General features: G+C 68.6%; 25 protein-coding genes, 1 pseudogene and 1 riboswitch. Of the genes and pseudogenes, 15 read left to right on the forward strand and 11 right to left on the reverse strand.

What is annotated here, in order from left to right; translation table 11 throughout:
- Window positions 1–183 precede the first annotated feature (183 nt).
- The 7 genes from OUO20_RS15185 to OUO20_RS15215 all read left to right on the forward strand — a co-directional run bounded on the left by OUO20_RS15185 (window position 184) and on the right by OUO20_RS15215 (window position 4,951).
- Window positions 184–1,365: an ROK family transcriptional regulator gene (locus OUO20_RS15185; RefSeq protein WP_056391782.1), complete on the forward strand. Its 1,182-nt coding sequence runs from the start codon at window positions 184–186 to the stop codon at window positions 1,363–1,365.
- 87 nt (window positions 1,366–1,452) lie between these two features.
- A riboswitch (guanidine-III (ykkC-III) riboswitch) is annotated at window positions 1,453–1,518 on the forward strand.
- 10 nt (window positions 1,519–1,528) lie between these two features.
- Window positions 1,529–1,852, forward strand: a complete 324-nt coding sequence (locus OUO20_RS15190) for a DMT family transporter (RefSeq protein WP_056391785.1) — start codon at window positions 1,529–1,531, stop codon at window positions 1,850–1,852.
- Window positions 1,852–2,229 carry a DMT family transporter gene (locus tag OUO20_RS15195; RefSeq protein WP_056391787.1) on the forward strand — a complete coding sequence of 126 codons (378 nt, stop codon included), beginning with the start codon at window positions 1,852–1,854 and terminating at the stop codon, window positions 2,227–2,229. Before OUO20_RS15190 ends, OUO20_RS15195 begins: the two co-directional genes overlap by 1 nt.
- 22 nt (window positions 2,230–2,251) lie before the next feature.
- Window positions 2,252–2,878: a nucleoside/nucleotide kinase family protein gene (locus tag OUO20_RS15200; RefSeq protein WP_018770083.1), complete on the forward strand. Its 627-nt coding sequence runs from the start codon at window positions 2,252–2,254 to the stop codon at window positions 2,876–2,878.
- A gap of 39 nt (window positions 2,879–2,917) precedes the next feature.
- Window positions 2,918–3,931, forward strand: a complete 1,014-nt coding sequence (locus OUO20_RS15205; RefSeq protein ID WP_018770082.1) for an aldo/keto reductase — start codon at window positions 2,918–2,920, stop codon at window positions 3,929–3,931.
- A gap of 45 nt (window positions 3,932–3,976) precedes the next feature.
- Complete coding sequence (locus tag OUO20_RS15210; protein ID WP_018770081.1) at window positions 3,977–4,279, forward strand: putative quinol monooxygenase; 303 nt, start codon at window positions 3,977–3,979, stop codon at window positions 4,277–4,279.
- Window positions 4,280–4,300: 21 nt separating this feature from the next.
- Window positions 4,301–4,951 (forward strand): MBL fold metallo-hydrolase, encoded by a 651-nt coding sequence (locus OUO20_RS15215; protein WP_018770080.1) that lies wholly within the window; start codon window positions 4,301–4,303, stop codon window positions 4,949–4,951.
- Between the two features lie 72 nt (window positions 4,952–5,023).
- Here OUO20_RS15215 and OUO20_RS15220 read toward each other — a convergent pair whose 3' ends face one another.
- On the reverse strand, window positions 5,024–6,916 hold the full coding sequence (locus OUO20_RS15220) for a DEAD/DEAH box helicase (RefSeq protein WP_018770079.1): 1,893 nt from the start codon (window positions 6,914–6,916) through the stop codon (window positions 5,024–5,026).
- Window positions 6,917–7,232: 316 nt separating this feature from the next.
- Between OUO20_RS15220 and OUO20_RS15225 the strand changes: the two genes are divergently transcribed.
- A complete protein-coding gene (locus OUO20_RS15225) occupies window positions 7,233–7,991 on the forward strand; it encodes an SAM-dependent methyltransferase (protein WP_268002081.1) in 759 nt (252 codons plus the stop codon).
- Here the strand turns inward: OUO20_RS15225 and OUO20_RS15230 are convergent.
- Window positions 7,988–9,394 carry an MFS transporter gene (locus tag OUO20_RS15230; RefSeq protein ID WP_268002082.1) on the reverse strand — a complete coding sequence of 469 codons (1,407 nt, stop codon included), beginning with the start codon at window positions 9,392–9,394 and terminating at the stop codon, window positions 7,988–7,990. The genes OUO20_RS15225 and OUO20_RS15230 overlap by 4 nt on opposite strands.
- An 8-nt stretch (window positions 9,395–9,402) precedes the next feature.
- Window positions 9,403–10,749, reverse strand: coding sequence for an MFS transporter (locus tag OUO20_RS15235; protein ID WP_208324273.1), 1,347 nt, complete (start codon window positions 10,747–10,749; stop codon window positions 9,403–9,405).
- A 149-nt stretch (window positions 10,750–10,898) separates the two neighbouring features.
- Between OUO20_RS15235 and OUO20_RS15240 the strand changes: the two genes are divergently transcribed.
- Together OUO20_RS15240 and trmB are read left to right on the forward strand one after the other, a co-directional pair.
- Window positions 10,899–11,318 (forward strand): hypothetical protein, encoded by a 420-nt coding sequence (locus tag OUO20_RS15240; RefSeq protein WP_134165062.1) that lies wholly within the window; start codon window positions 10,899–10,901, stop codon window positions 11,316–11,318.
- 44 nt (window positions 11,319–11,362) lie between these two features.
- A complete protein-coding gene (trmB, locus tag OUO20_RS15245; RefSeq protein WP_018770074.1) occupies window positions 11,363–12,286 on the forward strand; it encodes a tRNA (guanosine(46)-N7)-methyltransferase TrmB in 924 nt (307 codons plus the stop codon).
- 17 nt (window positions 12,287–12,303) lie between these two features.
- On the opposite strand, the gene OUO20_RS15250 is transcribed toward trmB, so the two are convergent.
- Together OUO20_RS15250 and OUO20_RS15255 are read right to left on the reverse strand one after the other, a co-directional pair.
- Window positions 12,304–12,750 carry a hypothetical protein gene (locus OUO20_RS15250; protein ID WP_268002083.1) on the reverse strand — a complete coding sequence of 149 codons (447 nt, stop codon included), beginning with the start codon at window positions 12,748–12,750 and terminating at the stop codon, window positions 12,304–12,306.
- Between the two features lie 5 nt (window positions 12,751–12,755).
- Window positions 12,756–14,330, reverse strand: coding sequence for a hypothetical protein (locus OUO20_RS15255; RefSeq protein WP_268002084.1), 1,575 nt, complete (start codon window positions 14,328–14,330; stop codon window positions 12,756–12,758).
- Between the two features lie 312 nt (window positions 14,331–14,642).
- On the opposite strand from OUO20_RS15255, the pseudogene OUO20_RS15260 reads away from it, so the two are divergent.
- Window positions 14,643–15,460, forward strand: a pseudogene (locus OUO20_RS15260) (DUF1206 domain-containing protein).
- Window positions 15,461–15,489: 29 nt separating this feature from the next.
- Window positions 15,490–15,969: an SRPBCC family protein gene (locus tag OUO20_RS15265; protein ID WP_134165060.1), complete on the forward strand. Its 480-nt coding sequence runs from the start codon at window positions 15,490–15,492 to the stop codon at window positions 15,967–15,969.
- Here the strand turns inward: OUO20_RS15265 and OUO20_RS15270 are convergent.
- Both OUO20_RS15270 and OUO20_RS15275 read right to left on the reverse strand, forming a co-directional pair.
- Window positions 15,966–16,619 carry an anti-sigma factor family protein gene (locus OUO20_RS15270; RefSeq protein WP_268002085.1) on the reverse strand — a complete coding sequence of 218 codons (654 nt, stop codon included), beginning with the start codon at window positions 16,617–16,619 and terminating at the stop codon, window positions 15,966–15,968. The two genes, OUO20_RS15265 and OUO20_RS15270, sit on opposite strands and share 4 nt — an antisense overlap.
- A complete protein-coding gene (locus OUO20_RS15275) occupies window positions 16,616–17,116 on the reverse strand; it encodes a sigma-70 family RNA polymerase sigma factor (protein ID WP_056391805.1) in 501 nt (166 codons plus the stop codon). The genes OUO20_RS15270 and OUO20_RS15275 overlap by 4 nt, the downstream gene beginning before the upstream one ends.
- Before the next feature lie 233 nt (window positions 17,117–17,349).
- On the opposite strand from OUO20_RS15275, the gene OUO20_RS15280 reads away from it, so the two are divergent.
- Window positions 17,350–17,907: a COG4315 family predicted lipoprotein gene (locus tag OUO20_RS15280; protein WP_224084134.1), complete on the forward strand. Its 558-nt coding sequence runs from the start codon at window positions 17,350–17,352 to the stop codon at window positions 17,905–17,907.
- Between the two features lie 23 nt (window positions 17,908–17,930).
- Here the strand turns inward: OUO20_RS15280 and OUO20_RS15285 are convergent, their stop codons facing one another.
- The 4 genes from OUO20_RS15285 to OUO20_RS15300 all read right to left on the reverse strand — a co-directional run bounded on the left by OUO20_RS15285 (window position 17,931) and on the right by OUO20_RS15300 (window position 20,801).
- Window positions 17,931–18,683 (reverse strand): hypothetical protein, encoded by a 753-nt coding sequence (locus OUO20_RS15285; RefSeq protein ID WP_224084135.1) that lies wholly within the window; start codon window positions 18,681–18,683, stop codon window positions 17,931–17,933.
- On the reverse strand, window positions 18,676–19,254 hold the full coding sequence (locus OUO20_RS15290; RefSeq protein WP_224084136.1) for an RNA polymerase sigma factor: 579 nt from the start codon (window positions 19,252–19,254) through the stop codon (window positions 18,676–18,678). Before OUO20_RS15290 ends, OUO20_RS15285 begins: the two co-directional genes overlap by 8 nt.
- Window positions 19,255–19,436: 182 nt before the next feature.
- Window positions 19,437–20,132 carry a protein tyrosine phosphatase gene (locus OUO20_RS15295; RefSeq protein ID WP_224084137.1) on the reverse strand — a complete coding sequence of 232 codons (696 nt, stop codon included), beginning with the start codon at window positions 20,130–20,132 and terminating at the stop codon, window positions 19,437–19,439.
- 87 nt (window positions 20,133–20,219) lie between these two features.
- Window positions 20,220–20,801, reverse strand: coding sequence for a DMP19 family protein (locus OUO20_RS15300; RefSeq protein WP_224084138.1), 582 nt, complete (start codon window positions 20,799–20,801; stop codon window positions 20,220–20,222).
- A 213-nt stretch (window positions 20,802–21,014) separates the two neighbouring features.
- Here OUO20_RS15300 and OUO20_RS15305 point away from each other — a divergent pair, with 213 nt between their 5' ends.
- Both OUO20_RS15305 and OUO20_RS15310 read left to right on the forward strand, forming a co-directional pair.
- Window positions 21,015–24,515, forward strand: a complete 3,501-nt coding sequence (locus OUO20_RS15305; protein ID WP_268002086.1) for a DEAD/DEAH box helicase — start codon at window positions 21,015–21,017, stop codon at window positions 24,513–24,515.
- A 124-nt stretch (window positions 24,516–24,639) separates the two neighbouring features.
- The gene (locus OUO20_RS15310; protein ID WP_268002087.1) at window positions 24,640–25,686 is read left to right on the forward strand and encodes a family 43 glycosylhydrolase; all 1,047 of its coding nucleotides are present in this window, start codon (window positions 24,640–24,642) and stop codon (window positions 25,684–25,686) included.
- Window positions 25,687–25,704: the final 18 nt, after the last annotated feature.

The following is a 25,704-nucleotide window of genomic DNA, read 5'->3' on the forward strand; positions in this document are numbered from 1 at the left end:
TCAGGCCCCCTTCAGCAATGCTCGCCGGCTGACGTCGTGGTGGGCGGAAACGGACATTAGAGCCTCCTGGGGTGAAGGGCTGCTAGGTATTTTGTCTGATGATCGATCATAATTGTGTGATACAGATCGCGTCAATGATGGACGGGCCACGCCCGCGCCCGCAGTTGAAAGGAAGCCTGCCGCATGACGGAGCAGAGGACGCTGGTGGGCGAGACCGCCCAGCCGTCGCCGGGGCCGGCCACCAGCGCCGGGCATCTTCTCCAGCTCCTGCGCTCCAACACCGCGGGGTACAGCCGGGCGGACCTGCTGGAGATCACCGGAATGGCGCGATCCACCCTCTACGAGCGGCTCGATGCACTTTTCGCGGCGGGCCTTGTCTACGAGTCCACTCCCCTGCGCGCCCAGCGGGGCCGGCCGCCCCGCTCCCTCCGGTTCGATGACCGCGACAAGCTGGTGGTGTGCCTGGAAATCGGCCATACGCACGCCGGAATCCATCTCCTGTCCCTGAGCAGGGAGGTGGTGGCTTCCGTCCGCATCCCTGTGGAGATCGGGAATGCGCAGGAGGTGGTGGTGGACCAGGTGGTGGGTGAGGCGCTGCGGCTGCTGGACGGCCGGCAACCCGTAGGGGCAGGAGTGGGACTGCCCGCCCCCGTTGACCCCCTCCACCGCCTGGGCCTGGAGCGGACCGTCCTTGCCCATTGGGACCTGCAGCTTTTGCAGGAGGCCATGGAATCCAGGCTCGACTGCCCGGTCCTGCTGGAAAACGACACCCGGTCAATGGCGGTGGGGGAGGTCCGCGGCCCGCTCGACTCCCTCGTCGCGGTGAAGGTCAGCACCGGGATCGGCTCCGGCATCATTGTCCGGGGCTCGTTGGTGCGCGGCGCCCACGGGGCCGCCGGTGACATCGGGCATGTGCGCATCCCGGAAGCCGCCGGCTGCCGGTGCCGGTGCGGCAGGGACGGCTGCCTGGCGGCGGTGGCCTCCGGGCGCGCGCTGCTTGCCGCCCCGCAATTTGCACATTACGGGTCGCTGCGGCGGCTCGTTGACGCGGCCGACGACGATCCGGACGTCCGTGCCGCAGTCGCAGACGCCGGAAGGGTGCTCGGACGCGTCCTCGCCGCCATCGTGGGAACGCTGAACCCCGGCCGGGTGGCGGTGGGCGGGCTGGTGGGGGTCCTCCCTGGTTTCCTGCAGGCCTGCCGGCAGCAAATCCTGGCCGATGCCTTCGAACCCTCGCTGGTGGATCTGGAGATCGTCCCTGCTGACAGCCGGAAGGCCACCGCAGTGGGCCTGTGCCGGCTGGTGGAGGAGAGCCTCTACGCGCCGGAGCGGGTGGAACAGCTGCTGGCGCAACGCGCCGGCTGAGAGCGCCGGTTGATCCGGCCGGCCACCGCGGGTGGTGAGGTTGGGCACCAACGTGGCCGCCCGCCGTCGTGCGTTGCTACGCTGGGATCCAAGGCTCCACCCCGAGCCTCCGGACGACGGTTCAGTACCCGGCACGCGACAAGACTGGCCAAAGGATCTGGTCATGGCGTGGTTAATCCTTCTTCTTTCCGGCGCGCTGGAGGCCGTCTGGGCAGCCGCCCTGCACAACGCCTCCCGGGCTTCCGGCCGCCGGCGCGTGGCCCCTGCCGCCCTGTTCCTTGTGGCCGTTGCCGCCAGCACCGGCGGACTGGCCGTGGCCATGCAGTCCATTCCCACCGGCACTGCCTACGCGGTTTGGGTGGGGGTGGGCGTGGTCCTGACCTCCGCCTATGCGATGGCCAGCAAGGTTGAACGTCCGACGGCGGCGCGCCTGCTGCTGCTGTCCGGCATCGCCGCGTGCGTGGTTGGCCTGAAGGTGGTGGCGTGATGATGAAGCGCCCGTTTCCCTGGCTGGTGCTCCTGGCCTCCGCTGTCCTGGAAGCCGTGTGGGCCACGGCGCTGGGCTTGTCCGACGGTTTCAGCAGGCCGCTGCCCACGCTCGTCTTCGCCGTCACGGCCGCCCTGAGCATGCTGGGCCTGGGCATGTCCATCCGCAGCATTCCGCTCGGCACCGCCTACGCCATCTGGGTGGGCATTGGCGCCGCATTGACGGTGGGCTGGGCGATGGCCACCGGGGTGGAACCGTTCAGCGTGGTGAAACTGCTGTTCATCGCAGGCATCGTGGGCTGCGCGGCCGGCCTCAAGGCGCTGCCGGCCAGGGACCACGCCGCCGCTGACTATCCCGTGGAGTCGAGCCGCCGCTGATCCCGGCGGTTAGGCTTTTGCCATGGACTCCCCCGAGATCACTGACGCCTTGGACGCCCTGCGGCACCGGGTAGCGCCCGGAACGCGGACCATCCTGGGCATCGCCGGGGCGCCGGGCTCCGGGAAGTCCACCTTTGCCGCCTGGCTGCAGGAGCAGTTCGGCCCGGGAATGTCGGTTGTGGTTCCCATGGACGGTTTCCACCTGGGCAACGCCATCATCGAGGGGACCCCGCTGCGGCAGCGTAAAGGCGCCATTGATACGTTCGACGCCGGCGGATACCTTTCGCTGCTGCGCCGCCTGGTGCGCCGGGACGAGGCCGTCGTCTACGCACCGGAGTTCCGCCGCGCCCTGGACGAGCCGGTGGCGGCTTCCATTGCCGTGCCGGCGGACGTCCCGCTGGTCATCACGGAGGGCAACTACCTGCTGGCGGACCAGGAACCGTGGAAGGAGGTACGGGCGCAACTGGACCAGGTCTGGTTCCTCGAGACCCCGCCCGCGCTGCGGCTGCAGCGGCTGGTGGACCGGCACGTATCCTTCGGGATGGACCGGGAGGCTGCGGTGGCCTGGGCCGGCGGACCCGATGAAGCAAATGCCCGGCTGATCCAGGCCACCCGCCCGGCCGCGGACCGCATCATCCCCTGGCTTTAGACAACCAATTCCAAGAGCAGGAAACGAACAGGAGCACCCATGGCAAACGCACCCACCGACCGCCGCGGCACCGTCCAGCTTGGCGACGGCCTGGCCGTCAGCCCCCTTGGATTCGGGGGCATGGCCCTTACCCCCGTATACGGCGAGGTTGACCCCGCCGAGGCACTGCGGACACTGCATCACGCCGTTGACGCCGGCGTCAGCTTCATCGACACCGCGGACATCTACGGCGGCGGCAGCAACGAGGAACTGATTTCCCGGCTGCTCAAGGACCGACGGGGCGAGGTCCAGCTGGCCACCAAGTTCGCGCTGGTGGGCACGCCGACTGACGGCTACACGGACATCCGTGGCGACGCCGGGTACGTGCACCAGGCGGTTGAGCGGAGCCTGCAGCGGCTGGGCACCGACGCCATCGACCTGTACTACATGCACCGCCGGGACGTCAGGGTGCCCATCGAGGAAACCGTGGGCGCCATGGCGGAACTGGTCCAGCAGGGCAAGGTCAAGCACCTGGGCCTGTCAGAAGTGACGGCGCAGGAGCTGCAGGACGCGGCAGCGGTCCACCCGATCGCCGCGGTCCAGAGCGAATGGTCCATCTGGAGCCGGGACGTGGAACGCAATGTTGTTCCCGCCGCAGCCGCCCTGGGAGTGGGATTCGTCCCCTACTCGCCGCTGGGCCGCGGATTCCTCACCGGAACCGTCGATACCGCAAGCCTGGGCGAGAAGGACTTCCGGCGGAACATCCCCCGCTTTGCGCCGGACGCCGCAAGCGCCAACCAGGCGGTGGTGGACGCCGTCCGGGCCGTGGCGGACCAGCTGGCCGCCACGCCGGCGCAGGTGGCCCTGGCCTGGCTGCTCGCCCAGGGCAAGCGGCTCGGCCTGCCGGTCGTCCCCATTCCCGGCACCCGCAAGGCCGCACGCATCGACGAAAACCTTGGCGCGCTTGCCCTGGACCTCACCCCGGCGCACCTGGAGGCCCTCGACGCAGCGTCGGACGCCGTCGTCGGCTCCCGTTCAGCGGACCCCGCCTGGGTGTCCGAAGGCCGGGAATAAAGCCGCTCTCCAAAAACCCGTCCCTCACCCAACCCAAGGAGCCCCATGCCTGCCATCGTCCACTTCGAAGTCCAGATCGACCCCGCCCACCGCGAGAACGCCGCGAAGTACCTGTCCGAAACGCTGGCCGCCACCCGGGCGTGGCCCGGCAACCAGGGCATCGAAGCGCTGGTGGATGACGCCGACCCCTGCCACATCCTGGTGGTGGAAACCTGGGCCACCACGCAGGACCATGACGACTACGCGGCCTGGCGGAGAACACCGGAAGGCAAGAGCGCGCTGCATGAGGTCCTGGCCGCGCCGCCATCCAAGCAGGTCTACTCGACCACCCTGCCGCTGGACCTGTAGCCCGTGGCTGGAACAAAGCCCATGGAATCACTTCGCTACGACCTGCCGGCCCTGACCATCCGCAGCATCTCCGTCAGTGCGATGGACAACAACGTGTACCTGCTGACCGCCAAGGAAAGCGGGGCACAGCTGCTGATTGACGCCGCTGACGATCTCCCTGCCATCCAGCAGCTGCTCGCGGACGGCGCTGCGGACACATCGGCCACTCCGCGCCTGGCGCTGGTCGCAACCACGCACCAGCACTGGGACCATGTCCGGGCGCTCAAGGGGCTGGTGGAGGCCACCGGCGCGCGGACAGCCGCCGGAGCGGACGACGCCGATGCGTTGCCGGTTCCCGTGGACGTGCGGCTTGGCCACGGGGACGTCGGCAATTTCGACGGCTTCGACGTGACCGCCGTGCACCTGCGCGGGCACACGCCCGGCTCGATCGCTTTTGTCTACCAGGATCCGGACGGCCCCGCCCACATCTTCTCCGGCGACTCGCTGTTCCCGGGCGGAGTGGGCAACACGCAGAAGGATCCCGGCCGGTTCACCCAGCTCCTGTCCGATGTCACGGAGCGGCTGTTCAATGCCTACCCGGACAGCGCCGTGGTGCACCCGGGGCACGGCAAGCCCACCACGCTGGGCGCCGAGCGGCCGCATCTGGAAGAGTGGCGCGCCCGCGGCTGGTAGGTACGTCAAATACAAAAAAGGCGGGCTCAACCGTGTGGTTGAGCCCGCCATTTTCATTGGCTAGTTCATTGGCTAGCGGCCGCGGCGTTCGTTCGACGCCGGGGCGGACGCGCGGCGCGGGCCGCTGCGGGCCGGACGGCCGGAGCCGCCGCCATTGCCTGCACTGTAGGAGCCGCCTGAGGTTCCACCGGTGTTGGAGGACCAGACAGCCTTGCTGCCGCCGGTTGCACCCGCACCTGAGCGCTGGCCGGATGCCCCCGCTGCTGCACGCTGGCCGGTTGCGGGGCGGCCGCTGCGCTGGCCGCCGCCGGCGGGGCGTCCGCCTGAAGCCGGACGGCCGGTGCCGCCGCGCGGTGCGTCGCTGCGGGTGATCCGGGAATCGCCCCGGCCCTCTGCTGCACGGCCGTCCGAACCGCGGCCGGCCGATGAGCGGCCACCTGCTGCGGGGACGTCGTTGCGGTGGGTCGAAGCGGTACCACGGCCACGGGCGTTGCGGCGGGCAGCGGCTGCTGCCACCGCGCGGTCCTCATTTTGCTCGGCATTGCGGTCGAATGCCGCGCGGGCTTCCGTGCGGCCCTCGAAGGCCACGGCCCGGCGCTCGGCGCGGGGAACATCGGTGCGGGCCGGTTCGGCCGAAACCTTGCCGCGTCCGCCCCGGCCGCCGCGCCCACCGGCAGACGGTGCAGCCTGGCGGCGTGCACGCTTGCGCTCAGCATTGGCACCGGTGGAGGTGCCGCCGCCCTGGCGGGGAGCCTTGGCGGCCATCAGAGCGGCGCGGGTGCGGGGGTCGACCTTGTCGGCGATCTCGCCCACCAGGTCGGCCACGAGCGGGGAGTTTGCCGTGACGCGCTCAAAGTTCACGTCGACGCCGGCAGCCTTCATGAGCTTCTTGACGTCGGACTGCTGCTCCGGGAGGGTCAGCGTGACCACGGTGCCGTCGGAGCCGGCACGCGCGGTGCGGCCGGAACGGTGCAGGTACGCCTTGTGCTCGGTGGGCGGGTCCACGTGGATGACCAGTTCGACGTCATCGACGTGGACACCGCGGGCAGCGACGTCGGTGGCCACCAGGACGCGGACGTCGCCGTTGGAGAACTCGGCGAGGTTGCGGTCGCGGGCGTTCTGCGACAGGTTGCCGTGCAGGTCGACGGCGGGGATGCCGGCGTCGGTCAAGGTCTTGGCCAGCTTGCGGGCGTGGTGCTTGGTCCGCATGAACAGGACGCGGCGGCCGGCACCCGAAGCGAGCTCAACGATCAGCTGCTTCTTGACGGTCTGGTCGTTGACCACCAGCACGTGGTGCTCCATGGTGGTCACCGCGGCCTGCGGGTCGTCCACAGAGTGGGTGAGCGGGTTGGACAGGTAGCGCTGGACGATCTTGTCCACGCCGTTGTCCAGGGTGGCGGAGAAGAGCAGGCGCTGGCCCTGGCTGGGGGTCATGTCCATGAGCTTCTTGACCACGGGCAGGAAGCCGAGGTCGGCCATGTGGTCGGCCTCGTCCAGGACCGTGATCTCCACTGCCTCCAGGGTCAGGATGCGCTGGCGGATCAGGTCCTCCAGGCGGCCTGGGCAGGCGATGACGATGTCGACGCCGGCACGCAGCGCCTTTTCCTGGCGGGCCTGGGAGATGCCGCCGTAGATCACGGTGGTGTTCAGGCCGGCGGCCTTGGCCAGCGGCTCGATGGTGGCGTTGATCTGGGTTGCCAGTTCACGGGTGGGTGCCAGGACCAGGCCCATGGGGCGGCCGGGTTTGCGGAAGTGCTTGGCTTCCCGCTCAGCGAGTCTTGCTACAAGCGGGATGGCGAAAGCGATGGTCTTGCCGGATCCGGTCCGGCCGCGGCCCAGGACGTCACGACCGGACAGTGTGTCCGGAAGGGTCTTCACCTGGATGGGGAACGGTTCAACAATTCCCTGGGCGGAAAGGGTGTCTGCAAGGGCCTTGGGAGTACCGAGGGCAGCAAAAGTTGTCATGTAGTTTTTACGGTCTTTCAGGCGGTATCCATGCGGATATCGGCCCCCGATGCCGGTTGGACCAGGGGTTCGCCGAAGAAAAGTCAGGTGATCAACCGTGCCGCTGCAAATAAGGACAGCCGGCAGGGACCAAATGGAACGCGTTCATCGACGCAGGATGTGCCTCTCACATGAAGAAAGCCCACTCCCTGGAAAGGTTCTCCAGATCAGGAGCAGGCGGCATCACTGCACATCAAGTTCCTCCAGTCTAGCACCCCGCGGCCCTGTACCCGTCCCCGGCGTTGCCTTCGGGGCTCCGGCGGGGCACTGTTGAGGCATGAGCGAACAGCCGGGCCGGCGCCAGGAGACGCAGCACGAGGAGACCCACCGGCATCACGGGAACGACGGCGGCGGCGCGCCGGAAGGGGGCGGCGGCGGCATCGATCCCGCAGCGGCATGGGACGAGCGGTACCGCACCAAGGCGCGGCTTTGGAGCGGAAAGCCGAACCAGCAGCTGGTCCGGGAAGCCGGCGGACTGCGTCCGGGCAAGGCGCTGGAACTGGGATGCGGCGAAGGCGCCGACGCCATTTGGCTTGCCCAGCAGGGCTGGTCCGTGACCGCCGTCGACGTTTCCGCCGTCGCCCTGGAACGGGCGCATTCCCACGAACTGGCGGAGCTGGCGCGGGAAAGCGTACGCGCGTCCAATGGCGACATCGCCAGCCGGATCACCTGGCAACTGGCGGACCTGACGCAGTGGCAACCCGGCACTTCCTATGACCTGGTGACGTCCCAGTTCCTGCATTCCCAGGAACTGGACTGGCGGATCCCGCTGCGCACGGCTGCCTCCGCCGTCAAGCCCGGCGGAACCCTGCTGGTGGTGGGCCACCACCCGGACCGGCTGCCGCCCTGGGGCAACGACCACCACCAGCACCTGGACATGTTCTACACGGGTGATGACGTGGTCCGCGAACTGAAGCTCAACGGCCCCGGGTGGCAGATCGAGGTCCTCACCAGCAGGGAGCGGCCGGTGACCGGGCCGGAGGGGCAGGAGGCGACCATTGCCGACGTCGTCCTGCGCGCCACCCGCCTGCCCTAGTTCCCCGCGGGCTTCCCGGCGGTGACGCGGGGTGCCACCAGTGCCGCGGCGACGCCGATGGCCGCGGTGAAGGCGAAGACGCCCGCGAAGGACTGGGCCGCCGTCGTAAAGGCTGCGAAGACGAGCCCTGTGGTGGCGAGCGACAATGCCCCGCCGAGGGAATCGGAGATGGACATGGCGGAGCTGTTGAAGCCTTCGTTCTCCTTGGTGGACAGCGCCAGGGTCATCACGCTCAGGCGCGGGTAGAGCAGGCCCATGCCGCCGCCCGCCAGGACCCAGCCGGCGATGGCGACGGCGGCCGGCCAGTGCAGCGCGGTGGTGGCCAGGGCCAGGAGCACGGCCGCCAGGACCATGAGCGACCCCACCCGGACGGCGCGGAGATCCGGGAGCCGGGAGCCCAGCCGGCCCTGGACAGCGGCGGCACCGGCCCAGGCCAGCGCACCCCCGGTGAGGGTCAGGCCCGCCAGGGTGGGCGGGAATTCGTACCGGTCGATCAGCAGGTAGGGCAGATAGACCTCAGCGCCGAAGAACGACGCCGAGGCGAGGCCCCGCGCCAGGATCACGCTCGGCAGCCCGCGATGGGCTGTGAGGGTACCGGCGGGCACCAGGGGCCGGACAGCCACCAAGGCAAGGACGACGGCGGCGGACGCCAGGAGTGCCGTGGCGGCGGGAAAAGCGGGGATGCTGACGTCGGCGGAAAGGTTCAGGCCCAGCACGGCGAGCGCGGCCAGCGCCGCCCACCCCAGGCGTCCGGGGGCCCAGGGCGGAGCAGTGTTATCCGGCGCTCCTGTCTTTTCGCGCTCTGCAAGCCCCCGCAGTACCGGGGCGATCATTGCCAGCGCCGGAATGACCAGGCCAACCACACCCAGAAACACCCAGTGCCAGCTGAAGACCTGGGCCACGACGCCGGCGGCGAAGGGCCCCACCAGCGAGGGAACCACCCACGCGGCCGAGAATGCGGCGAAGATCCTGGGGTGCAGCGGCCCGGGAAAGAACCGCGCCACCAGCACGTAAAGCGCCACGGTGAGGGCGCCGCCGCCGAGCCCCTGGACCAGCCGGCCGGCAACCAGCACGGGCATGGAGCTTGAGGTGCCCGCGATCAGCAGGCCGGCCACGAACAGTGCCACGGAGGTGTAGAGCGGCATGGCCGGGCCGCGGCGGTCGGACCAGTTGCCCGCGCCCACCATGCCGATCACGCCGGTTGCCAAGGGTCCCGCAAAGGCCAGGGCGTAGAGGCTTCCGCCGTTCAGTTCCCGGCTGACCAGGGGCATGATGGTGGTCACGGCAAGGGATTCGAAGGCGGCCAGGAACACCAGGGCGCAGGTGCCGATGGTGACCCAGAAGTACGGGGGCCGGAAGATCCCGGTGGCGGGATGGGCGGCCGGGAGGGTGGAGTCGCGCACAGCGTTCCCTAGCCCACGTACCGGTCCCGGCCGGAGCGGTAGCCGAAGACCGCCGCGAGCAGGCCGACCACCATGAACAGGACTCCGGCGGGAATGAAGGACCCGGTGGCCTGGTGCAGCTGGCCCACCATGAGGGTTCCCGTGGAGCCCACCCCGTAGCCAACACCCTGCATCATGCCCGAAAGATGCGCGGCGGTATGCCCGTCGCGCGTGCGGAGCATGATCAGGGTCAGCGCGCAGGCGGTAAGGCTTCCCTGCCCCAGCCCCAGCAGCCCGGCCCACACCCAGACCAGGTCCAGCGGGCCCAGGATGCTCAGCACGAACCCGCTGCCGGTCATCAGCGCCACCACCGTGTTGATGGCGCGCTGGTCCCGGAACCTGGCGGCCAGTGCGGGGGCGAACAGGGAACCCAGCATCTGCAGCACGATGCACACGGCAACGATCAGCCCCGCGGTGGCCCCGTCAACACCCCTCTCGCGGAGGATGGGGGCCAGCCAGGCGAAGCCGCTGAAGGACATCATGGCCTGCAGCACCATGAAGATGGTCACCTGCCAGGCAACGGGTGAGCGCCACACGTTGACCCCGTCCCTGACCGCCTGGTGCCGGACGGTCCCCTGCCGAACGGCCACGGGAAGGAACAACAGAAGGACGACGGCGGCGGGCACCGCCCAGACCCACAGCGCCCTGGTCCACTCCCCCGTCGCGGTGTAGAACGGGTAGGTAAAGCCGGCACCGAGCGCGGCGGAGGCGCAAATCGCGGTGGTGTAGAGGCCGCCCATAAGTCCCAGCCGGTGCGGGAAGTCGCGCTTCACCAGGCCCGGAAGAAGCACGTTGCACAATGCGATGGCCGCGCCGCAGGCTGCCGTGCCCACCAGGAGGGCAGGCAGGTGGCCGGCGCCGCCCAGGGCAGCACCGGTGTCCACTGGCCGCAGCAGCAGCCCCGCGGTCAGCAGGGCCATGGCCCCCAGCAGCACCCGCTCCGCACCGAACCGGCGGGCCAGGACCGGCGCAAGCGGCGCGAACACACCCAGCAGGGTGACGGGAACGGTGGTCAGCACCACCACGGACCAACCCGGCAGCGCTGCCTGCGAGGTCACCTCCGGAAGGACCGCGGAAAGGCTGGAAAAGACGCTGCGCAGGTTCAGTCCGATCAGGACCAGGCACACCCCCAGATAGGCAAGGGCACGGCGGCTGCCCACCCGGGTGGGCTCCGCTGCCGGAAGCTCATCGATTTCTGCGTCCACGAGGGTGCTGGTGTCCACCACGCTGCTGCCTGTCCGGGCCCTTCCCCGGGCGTCGCCGGAGGCATCCCCCCGCCGCTGCTTCTTCGCTTCGGCATTCGTTGCGTCCGTCATGCGCCCATTCTTGCAGGGAAGCGCCGCCGGGAGTTTTCCACATACGACGCCGGGTACCTTCCCGCACCCCCTGCAGCTTCATAGGTTGTAAGCAGCCGCAGGCCGGCAAATGGCTGGACCAACAAGCCGCACCAACTTGAGGGAGCATCATGGAAACGACGCCATCACAGGACCCCCACCCTCCCCTGCCCCCGGGCATGCACGACATTGGGGGGCCAGGCAACGGAGGAACAGGAAATGCAGGGCCAGGCAACAAGGGAACGAACAGCCTGGTCCTGGCGATTCTTGCCCCAGCGAGCATGTTCCTCACCGGGCCGCTGTCCATGTTCGCCATGTTGATGACCTACCCGGACGAAGGGCCGTCCCCAAGGCCGTGGGTAACCCCCATGGTGCTGTTCAGCCTGCCTCTCCTCTTCGCCGTACTGGCGCTGCGGCTGGCACTGCCTGCCCTGAAGGGGTCCCCGCGGGGATCGGGCAACTGGTCTGCCGCGGCAGTTTCCCTCTGCATCTGCGGCCTGGTCTTCGCCCTGGCCTTGGGCCCGGCACTCGACGCTATTGGCCTGTTCTGACCGCCCTGATCTTCCGCTGCCCCCGCGGCGCTATTCTGGAAGGGATGAGCGAATCCCCTGAAAACCCCCAGCAGCCGCATGTCCCCAGGCCCGTTACGCCCGGGACCCAGGCCTCCTTTGGCACCTACGGCGGCCGGCCTGTCAGCTTCGTGCGCCGCGGCACCAGGCTGCAGGGCCGGCGGCAGGCTGCCTGGGCAGAGCACGCCGAGCGCTGGGCCGTCAACGTTCCACGTCACGTGGCCAACACCTCGGTCCACCCCGACTACACCTTCGACGCCGCCGCAGAGTTCGGCCGGGAGGCCCCGCTTATCGTCGAAATCGGCTCCGGCCTTGGCGACGCCATCTGCCATGCGGCCGAACAGAACCCGGACACCAACTTCCTGGCCGTCGAGGTCTACACCCCGGGCTTGGCCAACACGATTATCAAGATCAACAGCCGCGGCCTGGACAACGTCCGGGTGGTGGAGGCAAATGCCCCGGAGGTGCTGGCCACCATGCTGCCCGAAGGCTCGGTCAGCGAACTGTGGGTCTTTTTCCCCGATCCCTGGCATAAGTCGCGGCATCACAAACGCCGGCTCATCCAGCCGGAGTTCGCCAAGCTGGCGGCCCGGGCGCTGAAGCCCGGCGGCCTGTTCCGGATCGCCACCGACTGGTCCAACTATGCCGTCCACGTCCGGGACGTCATGGCAGGCTCAGCGGACTTCGAGAACCTGCACACCGGAGAGCGCCGCGGACCCGAAAGCCCGCTCACCCAGGTTTGGCAGTCCGGCGTCGAATCGGTGGTGGGCGGCGCCCCCGTCCGCGAGGGACGCGCACCGGTGAGCACGGAGCACACCGGTCCCAACGAAGGCGTGGATGAAACGGGCGGCTGGGCTCCCCGCTTCGAGGGCAGGATCCGGACCAGCTTCGAGTCGAAGGCCCACGAGGCAGGCCGCCTGATCTTCGATCTCTGCTACCGCCGCCGCTGAGGGGTGCCGGGCGGCGGTCAGGCCACGCTGATCGAGGCCACGATCTCCTTGAGCATGTCCAGCCGGGGTTCGGCCTCCGGGTTCAGGTAGGGCCAGATGACCACCACGCCAATGAACCGCCCGCTTTCCCACACGCCCACGGTGGCCGCCACCTTGGGCGGCCCGCCGTCGTCGTCATATCCCACAACCACCGCATAGGCGGCCTTGCCGGGCAGGTTCAGCCCGCCCTCCGCCAGGAGGGTGCCGCCGCGTTCCTCAAGGTAGAACCCTGACATCAGGTGCGCCCAGCCGGTGGCCTGCGGCGCATCCTGCACCGAGGTATCGTCCTTGATCACCGTGACCAGGACGCCGCCCAGCAGGCCGTACTGCTCGCTGTTGGGCCCGGCCGTGGAATCATCCAGGACCTGGGTGTGCTCGGGAAAGTCTGCGGTGAAGCCCAGCGGGGATTCGATGTGCACTGACATTGGTTTCAGAGCCTCTCGAGCTTGGTGTCATTGGGGACTTTGTAGTATGTGGACACGTTGGTGGTGGACTGGTTCTCGGTCTTGACCTCCACCTCACCCACCTTGACGTCGAACCCTGCCTCGTTGGTGGCCGTCAGCACGGAGTTCACCTGGATGGTGGCGGAGCCGGCCTCGTACAGGCGGGCGGCGTCGCGGGCGGCGCCTGCCTCATTCCCCAGGGCGACGTTGCGAAGGTAGCTGTCAATGACGGGCCGGTTCTCCGGTGAGTAGTCCACATCAATCTTCACCGTCCCCTGCGTTCCGGCGGTCACGGTGGAATCGAACTTGGCGGCCTCGGATTTCACGCCGGAGGTCACCCCCTGGGCCACGGTGCCGTCCATGGATACGGAGACTGACTCGATGTTGTTGCCCTTGTCCATGGTGACCTGCAGCCCGCCCTTGCCGGAGGCCTCGAAGACCCTGCCGTCCAGGTTGAGCTTGCCCTGTGCCGAGACCTCGCCGCTGGCTGTGGAGGTACCGTCCGTGAGGTTCCGCTCGTACGCAAGGTCAAGCTTTGCCCCGCCGGACGCGGTGCCGGCCTCACCCTCGGCAGCCAGCGAAAACGTGCCCTTGGCCTTGTCCGTCTGCCCTGTGGAACCGTTGTCCTTCGCCGCATCATTAATGGTGTCCAGGATGTATCCGGGCGGGTTGCCCGCCACGTCCTTGATCTCGCCGATGCTGTCCGGCGGAAGGTCGCGGTACATCTGTTGGCGCGCCGCCATCGCTTCCTCAACGCTGGCGAACGTGTACTCGCGGGAGACCTCCCCGGTCAGTGTTGCCCCCGCCGTTCCGGTGGTGTCGTTGACGCCCAGGCCCATATTTCCGTAAACCTTCATCGTGGCGGAACCATCGGCGTTCTCCACCACTTCGGTCCCCACCTCGGCACCGCCATGGACCCAGGCCACCCGGGCCTCGATGGAGGCCTTCCCGGTCTCCGAGTAAACCGGAATGTCCGCCTTTGCCAGCTCCTGCAGGTGCTGCTTGGCCAGCTGCTGGGCGGCGGCGGGAATGCCGCCATCCATGCGCATCAGGTCCTCGGCGAAAGGGCCGTCGCTGCCTTCGCCCTCAATCAGGTATTTCCGGTCCGCGTCGGAGAGGGCGGCCCACCACTTCGCCTGCTCTTCCGGGCTGGCGTTAAGCATCCGGTCCAGCCCGGACTCGAGCTCCCGGCGGTGTTCTGCCGCCGCCCTGGCTGCCTCGGCCTTTTCCCTGAGCCATTCCCTGGCCTGCGCGGCCAGCGACGTCAGCCGGTCCCAAGCGCTGGTGCCGGACCCGCCGGCGGCCGACGCCTTTTCCTGCTCGTCGGCATGCTTCATCAGGATTTTCGAGTTCTCCCGCAGGCTGGCCACCACCTTGTCCAGGCTGGGCCGGTGGCTGGCACTCCACTCCTGGCGGAAGCGGTCCCCGTCCCGTCCCTTCCACGGCGCGGACTGGATCTGGCTGTGCAGTGACCCTGCCCGGCTGCTCAGCAGCGACGCTGCCTGGTCTGCCGCCTTGGCCAGCGCCCGCAACTGGCTGGTGTCTGCGCCGTAAAAAGTCATGGTTCCCCCGGGAAAAGTGCGGTACGCGTCAATCGCTGGTCCTTATGGTTGCACAGGCTGCCGGGGCCCGGCGATGGGGATCCCTCCCCATCGCCCGCGGCTGCCGGGACAACCGGGCATCGGGTGGCCGGTCTCCTGTGGAGCCGTGCCGGGCGGGCTGCTCGAGGCCGGCGGTTCCGGGCCGGCGGTTCCAGGCCGGCTGTTCGGGGCCGGCTGTTCCGGGCCCGGCCGGCATGGCACGATTACCCGTGTAAGAAGGGCACGCACAGCGGCGCAACGCGCCTGTCCAAAGGAACGACGATCAAAGAAGAACTGAAACAGGCCGTAGACACGGCAGAGGACGTCACCAATTCGCGCGTCCTCGAGATCCTGGCACGGTCCGGATTCGCAGCCAGCGGCATCCTGCACCTGCTGGTGGGTGCCATCGCCATCCGCCTGGCCATGGGCGGCACGGGCCACGCCGATTTCAGCGGCGCCGTTGCCGAACTTGCCACCATGCCCGTGGGGCCGTTCCTGCTGTGGGGAAGCTTCGCCGCCTGCGCCGCACTGTCCCTCTGGCAGACCGGCGACGCCATCTTCGACTTCAACCACCAGCCCACCAGGAAGAAGATCAAGAACAAGGCCAAGGCCGCCCTGCAGGCGATCGTGTACGCCGTCCTGGCCCTGACCCTGTGGCACTTCGCCATGGGCACGGGGACGGGCGATGACAACCGGAAGGCCGCCAGCGACTTCACCATTTCCATGATGCAGGCCCCTGGCGGGGTGGCGCTGCTCGTCCTGATCGGCGTGGCGGTGGCAGTCACGGGCGTGGCGTACGGCATCCGGGGACCAAAGAAAACGTTTGAGAAGCAGTTGCGGATGCCTTCCCCGGCCCGGCCAGGACAGCGGTGACGGCCCTGGGGGTGGCGGGCTACCTGGCCAAGGGAACCGTGCTGCTGCTGGCCGGACTGCTTATCGCCATCGCCACGCTCAAGGAGCACCCTGAGGATTCCACCGGCCTGGACGGCGGGCTGCGGGCCCTCCGCGACCAGCCGCTGGGCCCCTACCTGCTGGCCGCGGTGGGAGCCGGACTGGTCTGCTACGGCGCTTACATGATCATGCGCGCGCGGCTGGCCAAAATGACCAAGTAAGCCGTCAATCAGCATGGTTAGGTAGAGGCATGCCCCAGGTACGTGCCGAACGCTTGATCCGCATCGATCCGGAGACTGCCTTCGCCCTCTCCCAAACCACCGGGGACTTCCGGCTCAAGTGGGACCCTTTCATCTCCGCCCAGGGCTTCCTTGACGGCGCCCGGGCGCCAGGAAAAGGCGTCCGCACCCGCACCAGGTCCCGGCTTGGCCTGGCGATGGTGAGCCAGTATGTCTCCTATGCGCCGCCCCGCAACGTGGGCATGACCATGGTCTCCGGCCCCTGGTTCTTCACCAACTTCGGCGGCGGCTGGCGTTTCACGGCGGACGACGGCGGCACCCGGGCGGTCTGGAAATACACCTTTTCGTGCCGCCCGGCTGCGCTCCGGCCCCTCATGGAACGGATCGGCAGCCGGCTGCTGGGCTACGAGATCGAACGGCGGATCGAGGCCTTCGCCCGCGCCTGCGAGGACGAGTCACTGGTCGCGGAGTTCAGGGGACTCACACCCTAGGGAACGGTAATGACCGCCACCGCGTGCTGGGCGCCGTCGCGCAGTTCCACGCTTGAGATGCTGCCCAGCTGGATGGGGGTTGCCCCGGTGACCTTGACCTTCCCGCTCGGGGTGGCCGTCCAGGCGCAGGCACGGTCCTCCCCGCCGGCGCGGTCGCGCACCCACAGTGAAAGGGTCCCTTCCGCCGGGAGGCTGCTGCCGCTCACCGCAAGCTCGGTTCCCCACGTCTTCCGGGCCATGTCGATGTTGACCTGCAGCCCTCCCCCGGATGCCACCGAGTAGGTGGCGTCCGGATGCGGCGGCCTGGCGAGCAGGGGACCCACCGCAAGTCCCACGGCCAGGCACGCGGCGGCAAGGGCACCTGCCAGCGCCGCCCACCGCCGTCGTAATGTCCGACGCCGGCTGGCCAGTTCGCCGAGCAGGCGGGCAGGGGTGGCGCCGGCACCCCCGCTGCCGCCGGGGACGGCGGTCAGTGCCACGGCGTCGGGGACCGGAACGGAGTCAAGGAGCATGGGCACCTTCTCCAGCACCGCCAGTTCCCTGCGGCAGGCGCCGCAGTCCTGGAGGTGCGCCTCGAAGAGTGCGAGGTCGTCGGGATCCAGGCCGCCCAGCACGTAGGCACCCAGCAGGTGGTGGAGGTCGGTGTTCACCGCTCCACCCCCATCTCGTCCAGGATGGTGCGCAGTGCCCGAAGCGCGTAGAAGGCGCGGGATTTGACCGTTCCGCTGGGGATGTTGAGCTGGACGGCAGCCTCGTTGACCGTGAACCTGCGGTAGTGCAGGGCCACCAGGACGTCCCGGTGTTCCTTGCTCAGCCGCAGCAGCGCTTCCTCCATCAGGACCCGGTTGAGCATCTCGTCAACGCGGCCCATCACTGCGGCGGGGTCGGTAAGGCTGCTCTCCAGCGCCTCGTTCGGCCGGCGCTGGCTCCGGCGGTAGTTGTCGATCATGATGTTCCTGGCCGTGCGGTACAGATAACTGCGGAAGCTGCCGTTGATGTCCGGCGCATGCTGCCAGACGCGCAGCACGGTTTCCTGCACCACGTCCTCCGCGAGCTGCGGATCCCGGACGGCGCTGAGCACGAACCGGCGCAGGGCGCTGCCGTGTTCACGGTAGATGGCTTCCACCACCTTGTCGTCAAGTGGCATCCCGCTTCCCCCGTCCCTGCCCGTTCACATCACTGCACAGCGTGGAACGCCACGGCATCCTGCGCTCCCGGCTGTTACCACGTTGGGCAGCAGGAAAAGGTTCAACCGGGCGGCTCCGGAGCGCGCCTGTGAACCATTCTTTACCTGGAAGCGTCGTAGGGGTTAGCGTCCGGCAATTCAGCTCCGGGCGCCTGCACCAGCATCAGCAGGAAACACCAGCCAAGGAGCACATCATGAAGCACCATGTCGGGCCAGGCCTTGCCATCCTGGCCCTGGCGGCAGCCCTCACCGGCTGCGGCAGCAGCACCGGGACCACTCCGTCGGCCACCAGCCCGGCCACGGGTGCCTCCAGCACCGCGTCCGCCACGGTTTCTTCGTCCGGCACCGCCTCAGCCTCCGCGTCATCGACCCAGGCGGGCGCCGCCGTCGACCTCAAAACGGCATCCTCATCCGCAGGCAGCATTGTGGTGGATGCGAAGGGAATGAGCCTCTACTTCTTCACCAAGGACACCAAGGACTCCGGCACCAGCGCCTGCACCGGCTCCTGCCTGGTCCAGTGGCCGCCGCTGACCACCACCTCGGGCTCCCCCGCGGGCGAAGGCGTGACCGGCAAGCTGGGCACCATCAGCACCCCTGACGGGAAGAAGCAGGTGACACTGAACGGCATGCCACTCTATTACTTCGCAAAGGACACCAAGCCGGGCGACATCCTGGGCCAGGGCGTGGGCGGCGTCTGGTACCTGTCGGACCCGTCGGGCGCGATGATCAAGGCAGCCGGCCAGGGCTACTAGGCCTGCAGGCCCACCGGTCCGGCCTACTTCAGGGGAACGTCCGGGACCTTGCCCGGGAGGGGGACTTCCGTGGGCACGGGAACGGGCAGCTTGGAGCTTGGTTCCAGGCCCTTCCTGACATCCTCCGTAACGGTGGCGGGCAGTGACGGCTCGGTAGCCGCGGGCTGCTGCGTGGCAGCCCCATGGCTCGGCGTGTTTCCGTGTGCCGGAACACCCGACGGCGCCGCACCGGCAGGTGCCGAAGCCGGGGCCGGTGCCGCCGGGACGGCGTCCGGGCCGCTGGTTGCCTGCGGGGCGGGCGCCGCAGGCTGTGGCGCGGGCACCTGCGGCATGTCGTGGCCGGTGGGTGCCGCACTGGACCCTGTCACGAATGACGTGACGGCGTGGTTCAGCTGGGTGAAGGATTCCCGGAACCCCTGGTCCGAAGCAGCGGCAACGGCACCACCTGCCGCGAGCGAAGCGGCAACAGACAAGGTGGTGAGCGTGACCCGGCGCTTGGCCTTGCGGCGCGCGGCGAGTTCATCGGCCGGGCGGCCGGCCGGACGCGTGGACGGTGCCGCAGGTTCGGCGGCGGAGAGCACCGTGGTGGGGGCGGGGCCGGCAGCGGAAGTTCCCGCCATCAGGGCCGCGATTTCGGCGGAGGGCTCAGGGACGCCTGCCCCGAGGGCGCGCAGGTTGACCAGGGCATCACGGAGCTGGCCGTCGTCGTCCACGCCGGCCTCCAGCAGGAGCTGGTCAACGGTCCCGTCGTTGCGGGATCCTGCGGTGTCACTCATGGTTCGCCTGGTTTCTCTTGAGCGTTTGGGCCTTGAGGTTCTGCAGGGCACGGCGCTGGAGCTGTTTGATGGCTCCGGCGCTCTTGCCCATGATGTCGGCCACCTGGTCGATGGACAGGTCCGCCACGACGCGCAGGGCCAGCACTTCCTGGTGTTCCGCGCTGAGGCCTTCCAGCATCGCCGCGGCCCCGGCGGTCAGTTCCACGGCCTGGTCCTCCGCGGACGGCGAGGTGCGGCCGTCCTGCTGGGGATCGTACGGTGTCAGCTGCGGCCTGCGCTCCAGCCGGCGGTAGTGGTCCACCATGCGGGCATGCGCGATGGAAAAGAGCAGGGACTTGGCGCCCGCCAGACCGCCGGTGAGGCTGCCGATTTTGGGATAAAAGGCCAGGAAGACGTCCTGGGTGACAGCTTCGGGATCATCCAGGCCGCGGGCCTTGAGGTAGCCGTGCACCGGCCCCGCGAAGGTTCGATAGGCAGCCGCGAACAACACGGCCGGATCGGTTCCGGCCGCGTTGTCGAATATGTCGATCTCTTCCTGGACCAAAGTGTCTAGCACCAGCGGCTCCTCCATCCCGGGATCCGGCCCGCGCCCTGTCCCGGTTTCCGGTACGGACTGCCAGTCTCCGTGGCCTTCCAGCTGCCTCTTTGCAGGCCTGGCGGGGGTGCACTTCCAAAGGCGTGCGCGCCCGGCCGGCTGCCTGGACTGCGGCCGCAGCCGGAGCGGCGGCCGCAGTCCAGACTAGCCAAGGTGCCTTAGCGGGTGGAAACCGACGGAGCGTGCACGGTGTCGCCGCCCACGGCGGGAACGGCAGGAACGGCAGGAACAGCGGTTGCGCCGTCGGCACCCGGGACGGCAGGAACTGCCGGAACGGCGGGAGCGGACGGAAGCTCAGGCTTCTCAGCCTCGACGGCAGCGGAGCCCTTGGCCTCGGCCGCAGCCTTGGCAGCGGCATCGGCCTTGGCCACGACGTCGGTGCAGTAGCCCTCGATGTTCGCCTCACCCTGGGCTGCGATGGACAGCGAGGAGAACGCCTTGGAGGAAGCGTCCACGCCACCGTGGGTGTAGGCGGTGCACAGGCCCAGGGCCGCCGGGCCGGCGGCGTCAACGGCGGTGTTGGCTGCCGCGGAAGCAGTCGCACCGGCGGTGACCTTATCGTCGGAGGCCGCAGCCGAACCGGAAGCCGTGGCGGAAGCATCGGCGTCGGTGGTCTTCAGGGCACCGGTCACAGCTTCGGTCGCCGTGGGCGCCGGGGTGGCCTGGGCGTCAGCCGCTGCTTCGGCTGCAAGCTTGGGGGCAGGTGCGCCGAAGAGCTCGTGGGCAGTCTGCTGGGCCTGGGTGGGAAGGACGCCCGAGACGGCGGCGGCGCCGGTTCCTCCCACTGCCAGGGTTCCTGCAGCCAGGACTCCGGCGGCGACTTTGCTGGTGGCGAGAACGGTGAACACAGACATCTAACTTCTCCAAACCTAGACAACACATCGGATCGGGTCCGCCGGGCGGACCCATCACGGACTACATCGCCTCCGGTTGCGGAAAGGTTACGGGCGCCTCGAATTTTCTTTCTCCCTGGGAACCAGGGTTGCCGCGAGGCGCTGGATATACGGGCCCACTTCCTCATCGTCCAGCACCAGAAGGTCCGCCTGGCCGCGCAGCCAGCGGGCATTGAGGGCAGTGATGTTTTCGCGTTCCAGCAGCTCTTCAAACTCGCCGTCGAGCTCCTCCATCCGGAAGACGCCGTCGGGCACGGCACCGATGCCATCAATGCCGTCCAGGTAGGCGGCAGCTGTTTCGGCGGTCAGTGCGTCGTAGGCGTCCACGGCGCGGTTGAACAGGTCCAGGTGCGCGCCGGCGCCCATTCCGGCCATCCCCTCCCGGACCAGCGTGTCCATGGCGGACCGTGCGGCCGCCATGACGGCGTATTGCGCGAACCCGCCCTCCAGGGCCTGGCAAAGGTAGAAGTCCACAAAATAGCTGCGGACGGCCACGGGAGACATGTCCTCCGTGGCCAGCAGGGCGTTGTGCATTGCATCGATGATGGCCACGTTGGCCTCCACCACCTCCTCGTCCCTGCCTTCGATGCTGCTGCTGGTCAGGACGACGGGCTGCTGGCTGGTGGTCATGGCACTCCTTGCTGGGGTGGTGGTACGCCGGACGCCTTCACGCTACGGCGGCCAGGCCACGGCAGGATCGGCGGACAAATGAACGTCAAGCGAAGTTTTCGGGGCCGGCCGGGAAGGCGCCCGGCATGGGCGTGCCGCCGGGCGAACTAAGATGGATCAGATAACCACCCACCGGACCCGGCCCCGCCGTGACCTGCCGAAAGTAGCGCGTACATGCCATCCCAACCGGACGAAAGTGCGGAACTGGCAATACAGACACCCGCCATCAACGACCGCTCGCTGGCGGCCGGGCTGGCCTATGCCATGGCGAGCAGGGTCTCGGGAATATCGTTCGACGGCGGCACCGGCCTCATGCTGGGAAAGGTCCGGGGCGGTGCGGAGGTCCCTTATTCCACCACGGCCAAGCTGGTCCGGAAGGCGGGCGGCTGGAGCTGCACCGTGGGAGTGTGCAGCTGCCCGGTCCGCAAGGACTGCAAGCACGTGGCGGCCTTGCTGTTCGCGGCTGAGGACAACCCGTCCATCCGGGTGCAGCTGCTGGCGCCGTCCACCTCCACGCAGGTATCCCGCGCACCCTCGGCGGTCCTGTCCGACTGGGAACAGGCCCTCAGCCCGCTGATCTCCCAGCCCGGTTCAGCCCCTTCCACCAGCGGCGTTCCCCTGGCCCTGCAGTTCGAGATCGAGGAACCGCCGCCGCATTTCTCCTACACGGGGCGCCGGGACCCGGTGCGCGGGGTGCGGCAGCTCAAGGCGCGGCCCGTCATCATGGGGGCCAAGGGCAAGTGGATCCGCGGCGACGTTTCCTGGAACACCCTGAACTACCTGAACTTCCGGCGCGAATCCAACCAGGCGCACGTGGAATGGCTGCAGGAGTTCCTCGCCGGCCACTCCTCTACCGCCAGCCGGATGCACAACTCCGCGGGACTGTGGCTGAGCCTGAACTCCTACTCGGGGAAGAACCTGTGGAGCCTGCTGTCCGAGGCCGGGAAGATCGGGCTCGCCCTGGTCCACTCGCGCGGCACCGGGCCGGTCCGGCTGGCCGAGGCCCCTGCCGCCGTCGGGCTTTCCCTGAGCCGGTACGGCACTCCGGTGGCGGACGCCGCTGAGGCCGGCACCACCGCCGGGACCTCCGACGGCGGGCTGGAGCTGTCACCCACCATTACCGTGGAGGGCGCTGAGGTTGATCCGGCGTCGGTGGGCACCATCGGCCGGCCGGCGCACGGGCTGTTCTTCACATCCGGCGAGGCCGCGCTGCCCGGCGTCCCCGACCCCGACGGAACCATCACCCTGGCGCCGCTGGAGAACGGGCTCAGCGAGGAACTGCTGGCGTTCGTCACGGCCGCAAGCACCCTGCACATACCTGCCAGGGACGAGTCACGCTTCCTCACGGGCTTTTATCCAAAGCTCAAACAGGCGGCCCGGGTGACGGCCCGCGACGAGTCGGTGGAACTGCCCGAACTGGCCGTCCCCACCCTGTCGCTGCTGGCCAATTACGGGGCGGACCACCGGGTGCGGCTGCACTGGGAGTGGCACTACAAGACCGGCAAGCTGGTCACCGCGCAACCTCTGTGGCGGCACCCCGGCGATGCGGGCTACCGCGATGACACGGCGGAGTCCCGCATCCTTGAGGGCATTGGCCGTCCGTGGGACGCGGTGCCCGCGCTGGGCGAGCCCGCCACGGGCGGCTGGGGCACTCCCCGGCTGGCCGCGTCGGCCGAACTGACGGGCCTGGACACGCTGGCCTTCACCGAGGAAGTGCTGCCGCGGCTGCGGGAGGCGCCGGACGTTGACGTGGAGACGGTGGGCGACATCGCCGACTACCGCGAGGCTGAAGAGGCCCCGGTGGTGTCCATCTCCACCAAGGCAACCGAACAGCGCGACTGGTTCGACCTGGGCATCCAGATTTCCCTGGAAGGCCAGCCTGTTTCCTTCGCCGCCGTGTTCTCCGCCCTGGCCGCGGGACAGACCAAAATGCTGCTGCCCAGCGGCGCCTACTTCTCCCTTGACCTCCCGGAACTGCACCAGCTGCGGGCCCTGATCGAGGAAGCCAGGGCGCTGCAGGACAACAAGGATGCGCCGCTGCAGATCAGCCGGTTCCAGGCGGGGCTCTGGGATGAACTGGCACAGCTGGGAATCGTGGACGAACAGGCCGCGGCCTGGCGGTCCGCCGTGGGCGGTCTCTTGGAGGGCGGCACGGACGGGCTGCCGCTGCCCCCCACCTTGAACGCGGAGCTGCGGCCGTACCAGCTGGAGGGCTACAACTGGCTCAGCTTCCTGTACAAGCACGGGTTGGGCGGCATCCTGGCTGACGACATGGGCCTGGGCAAGACCGTGCAGGCCCTGGCCTTGATGTGCGCCGCCAAGGAGCTGGCCGCCGCGGCTGCTTCGTCCCTTGGGAATACCGACGGCGGGAACACCGACGACGGGAATACCAACGCCGGTGCTGCCGCTGCCGCTGAAAGCCGGCCCGCCGCCGTCGCGCCTTTCCTGGTGGTGGCGCCCACCAGCGTGGTGGGCAACTGGGCCCTCGAAGCGGCCCGGTTTGCGCCGGGGCTGACCGTTCGGACGGTCGGCGAGACCTTTGCCAAGAGCGGCCAGGAGGTGGCGGAGGCCCTTGACGGTGCCGACATCGTCATCACCTCCTATGCCTTGTTCCGCATCGATTACGAGGCCTACGCCTCCCGCACCTGGAACGGGCTGGTGCTGGATGAGGCGCAGTTCGTCAAGAACCACCAGTCCAAGGCGTACCAGTGTGCACGGAAGCTGCCGGCCGCGTTCAAGCTCGCCATCACGGGCACTCCGCTGGAGAACAACCTCATGGAGTTCTGGGCGCTGACCTCCATCGTGGCCCCCGGCCTGTTCTCCAGCCCCAAGCGCTTCGCGGAGTACTACCAGAAGCCGGTGGAAAAGAACGGCGACAAGGGGCAGCTGGAAAAACTCCGCCGCCGGGTCCGCCCGCTGATGATGCGCCGAACCAAGGACCAGGTGATCAAGGACCTGCCGCCCAAGCAGGAACAGATCCTTGAAGTGGTGCTGAACCCGCGGCACCAGAAGGTGTACCAGACGCACCTGCAGCGCGAGCGGCAGAAGATCCTGGGACTGATCGAGGACGTCAACAAGAACCGGTTCACCATCTTCCAGTCGCTGACCCTGCTGCGGCAGTTGAGCCTGGACGTGTCGCTGGTGGACCCGGCGTTGTCAGCGGTGCGGTCCAGCAAGCTGGACGTGTTGTTCGAGCAGCTCGAGGACCTGGTGGCCGAGGGGCACCGCGCGCTGATCTTCAGCCAGTTCACCGGGTTCCTGGGCAAGGTCCGGGAGCGCCTGGACGAGGAGGACATCGAGTACTGCTACCTCGACGGCAGCACGCGGAACCGCGCCGACGTGGTCAGTGAGTTCAAGAACGGCAGCGCGCCGGTGTTCCTGATTTCGCTGAAGGCCGGCGGTTTTGGGCTCAACCTCACGGAGGCCGACTACGTGTTCCTGCTCGATCCGTGGTGGAACCCGGCGTCCGAGGCGCAGGCTGTGGACCGGACGCACCGGATCGGCCAGGCCCGGAACGTGATGGTGTACCGGCTGGTGGCCAAGGACACTATCGAGGAGAAGGTCATGGCGCTGAAGACCCGGAAGTCGCAGCTGTTTGCCGACGTCATGGAGGGCGATGCCCTGGCCGGCGGGGCCATCACGGCCGAGGACCTGGCGGGCCTGTTCAAGGACTAGTGCCCGTCGTTATCGACGCGCATCCTGGTTTTCGACGCGCATCTTCACTGTCGCGGCCCACATCTTGGTAGCGCCAGCGAATCCGCGCAGCGCAAGTGCGTTTCCGCGTCGACAATCGCAGCCTATGCTGGTGCCCAACGCAAACTACAACGTTGGAGAAATTGTGTCCCAGCACATGACTGCACCGCCGACCCTCCCCCACCTGCGTCCTGACGCCTTTGCCAACCCGTACCGGGACCCGGTGTGGGACGGCCCCACAGATCCCGTCCTGGTGGCGGACCACCTGCGGGACGAGTGGGTCCTCTTCTACACGCAGCGCCGCGCCACCGCTCCGGGGCTGACGGGGGTTGAATGGGTGCACGGCACCGGGATCGGCGTCGCAAGGTCGTCCGACGGCGGCGCCACCTGGCGCTACGAAGGCACCGCCGGGGGACTTATCCCGCCCGGAACGGACCTTCCGGCAACCCTCTGGGCGCCCGACGTCGTACGCATCGGCGACCGGTGGATCATGTACCTCTCGGTCCTCGGCGGCAGGCGCACCGACTGGACCGGGACGGCCGGAATCGTCCAGCTCGCCAGCCGCGACTTGGAGCACTGGGAGTACCTGGGCGCCGTGGACCTGGCCTCACCGCGGGTCATCGACGCCGCCGTGGCACGGTGCGGGGACGGCCGGTACCGGCTCTGGTACAAGGACGAAACCCGAGGCTCAAATACTTACAGCGCCGTGACGGAGACCCCGGCGGATCCAGCATCCTGGGTCCGCGAGGGCGTCGCGGTCCCTGGCCGGCCGCACGAAGGGCCCAAGGTCTTCCGGCTGGGCGGCTGGTACTGGATGATCGTGGACGAATGGCGAGGCCAGGGCGTCTACCGCTCCCGCGACGCTACCGGAAACTGGACCCGGCAGGAGCACCTGGACGGGCTGATCCTCACGGCGCCGGAATCGGTGGACGGGCGGGCCGTCGTCGGACGCCACGCGGACGTGGTCTCGCTCGAGGGTGGGGACTCTGGCGACGGCGGCGCGGAGCGGGCACTGCTGGTCTACTTCACGCACCCGCACTGGAACGGCGAGGACATCGGCACCATGGCGCCGGACCCGCGCACCCGGCTGAGCCACATACGGGCCGCGATGCTTGAGGTGCGCGACGGCATCCTGGCCTGCACGGAACACTGAACACAGAAGGGCCAAACC

Origin of the sequence: Arthrobacter sp. FX8, from assembly GCF_026723805.1 — a bacterium.
In the GTDB taxonomy this organism is placed as follows: Bacteria; Actinomycetota; Actinomycetes; order Actinomycetales; family Micrococcaceae; genus Arthrobacter.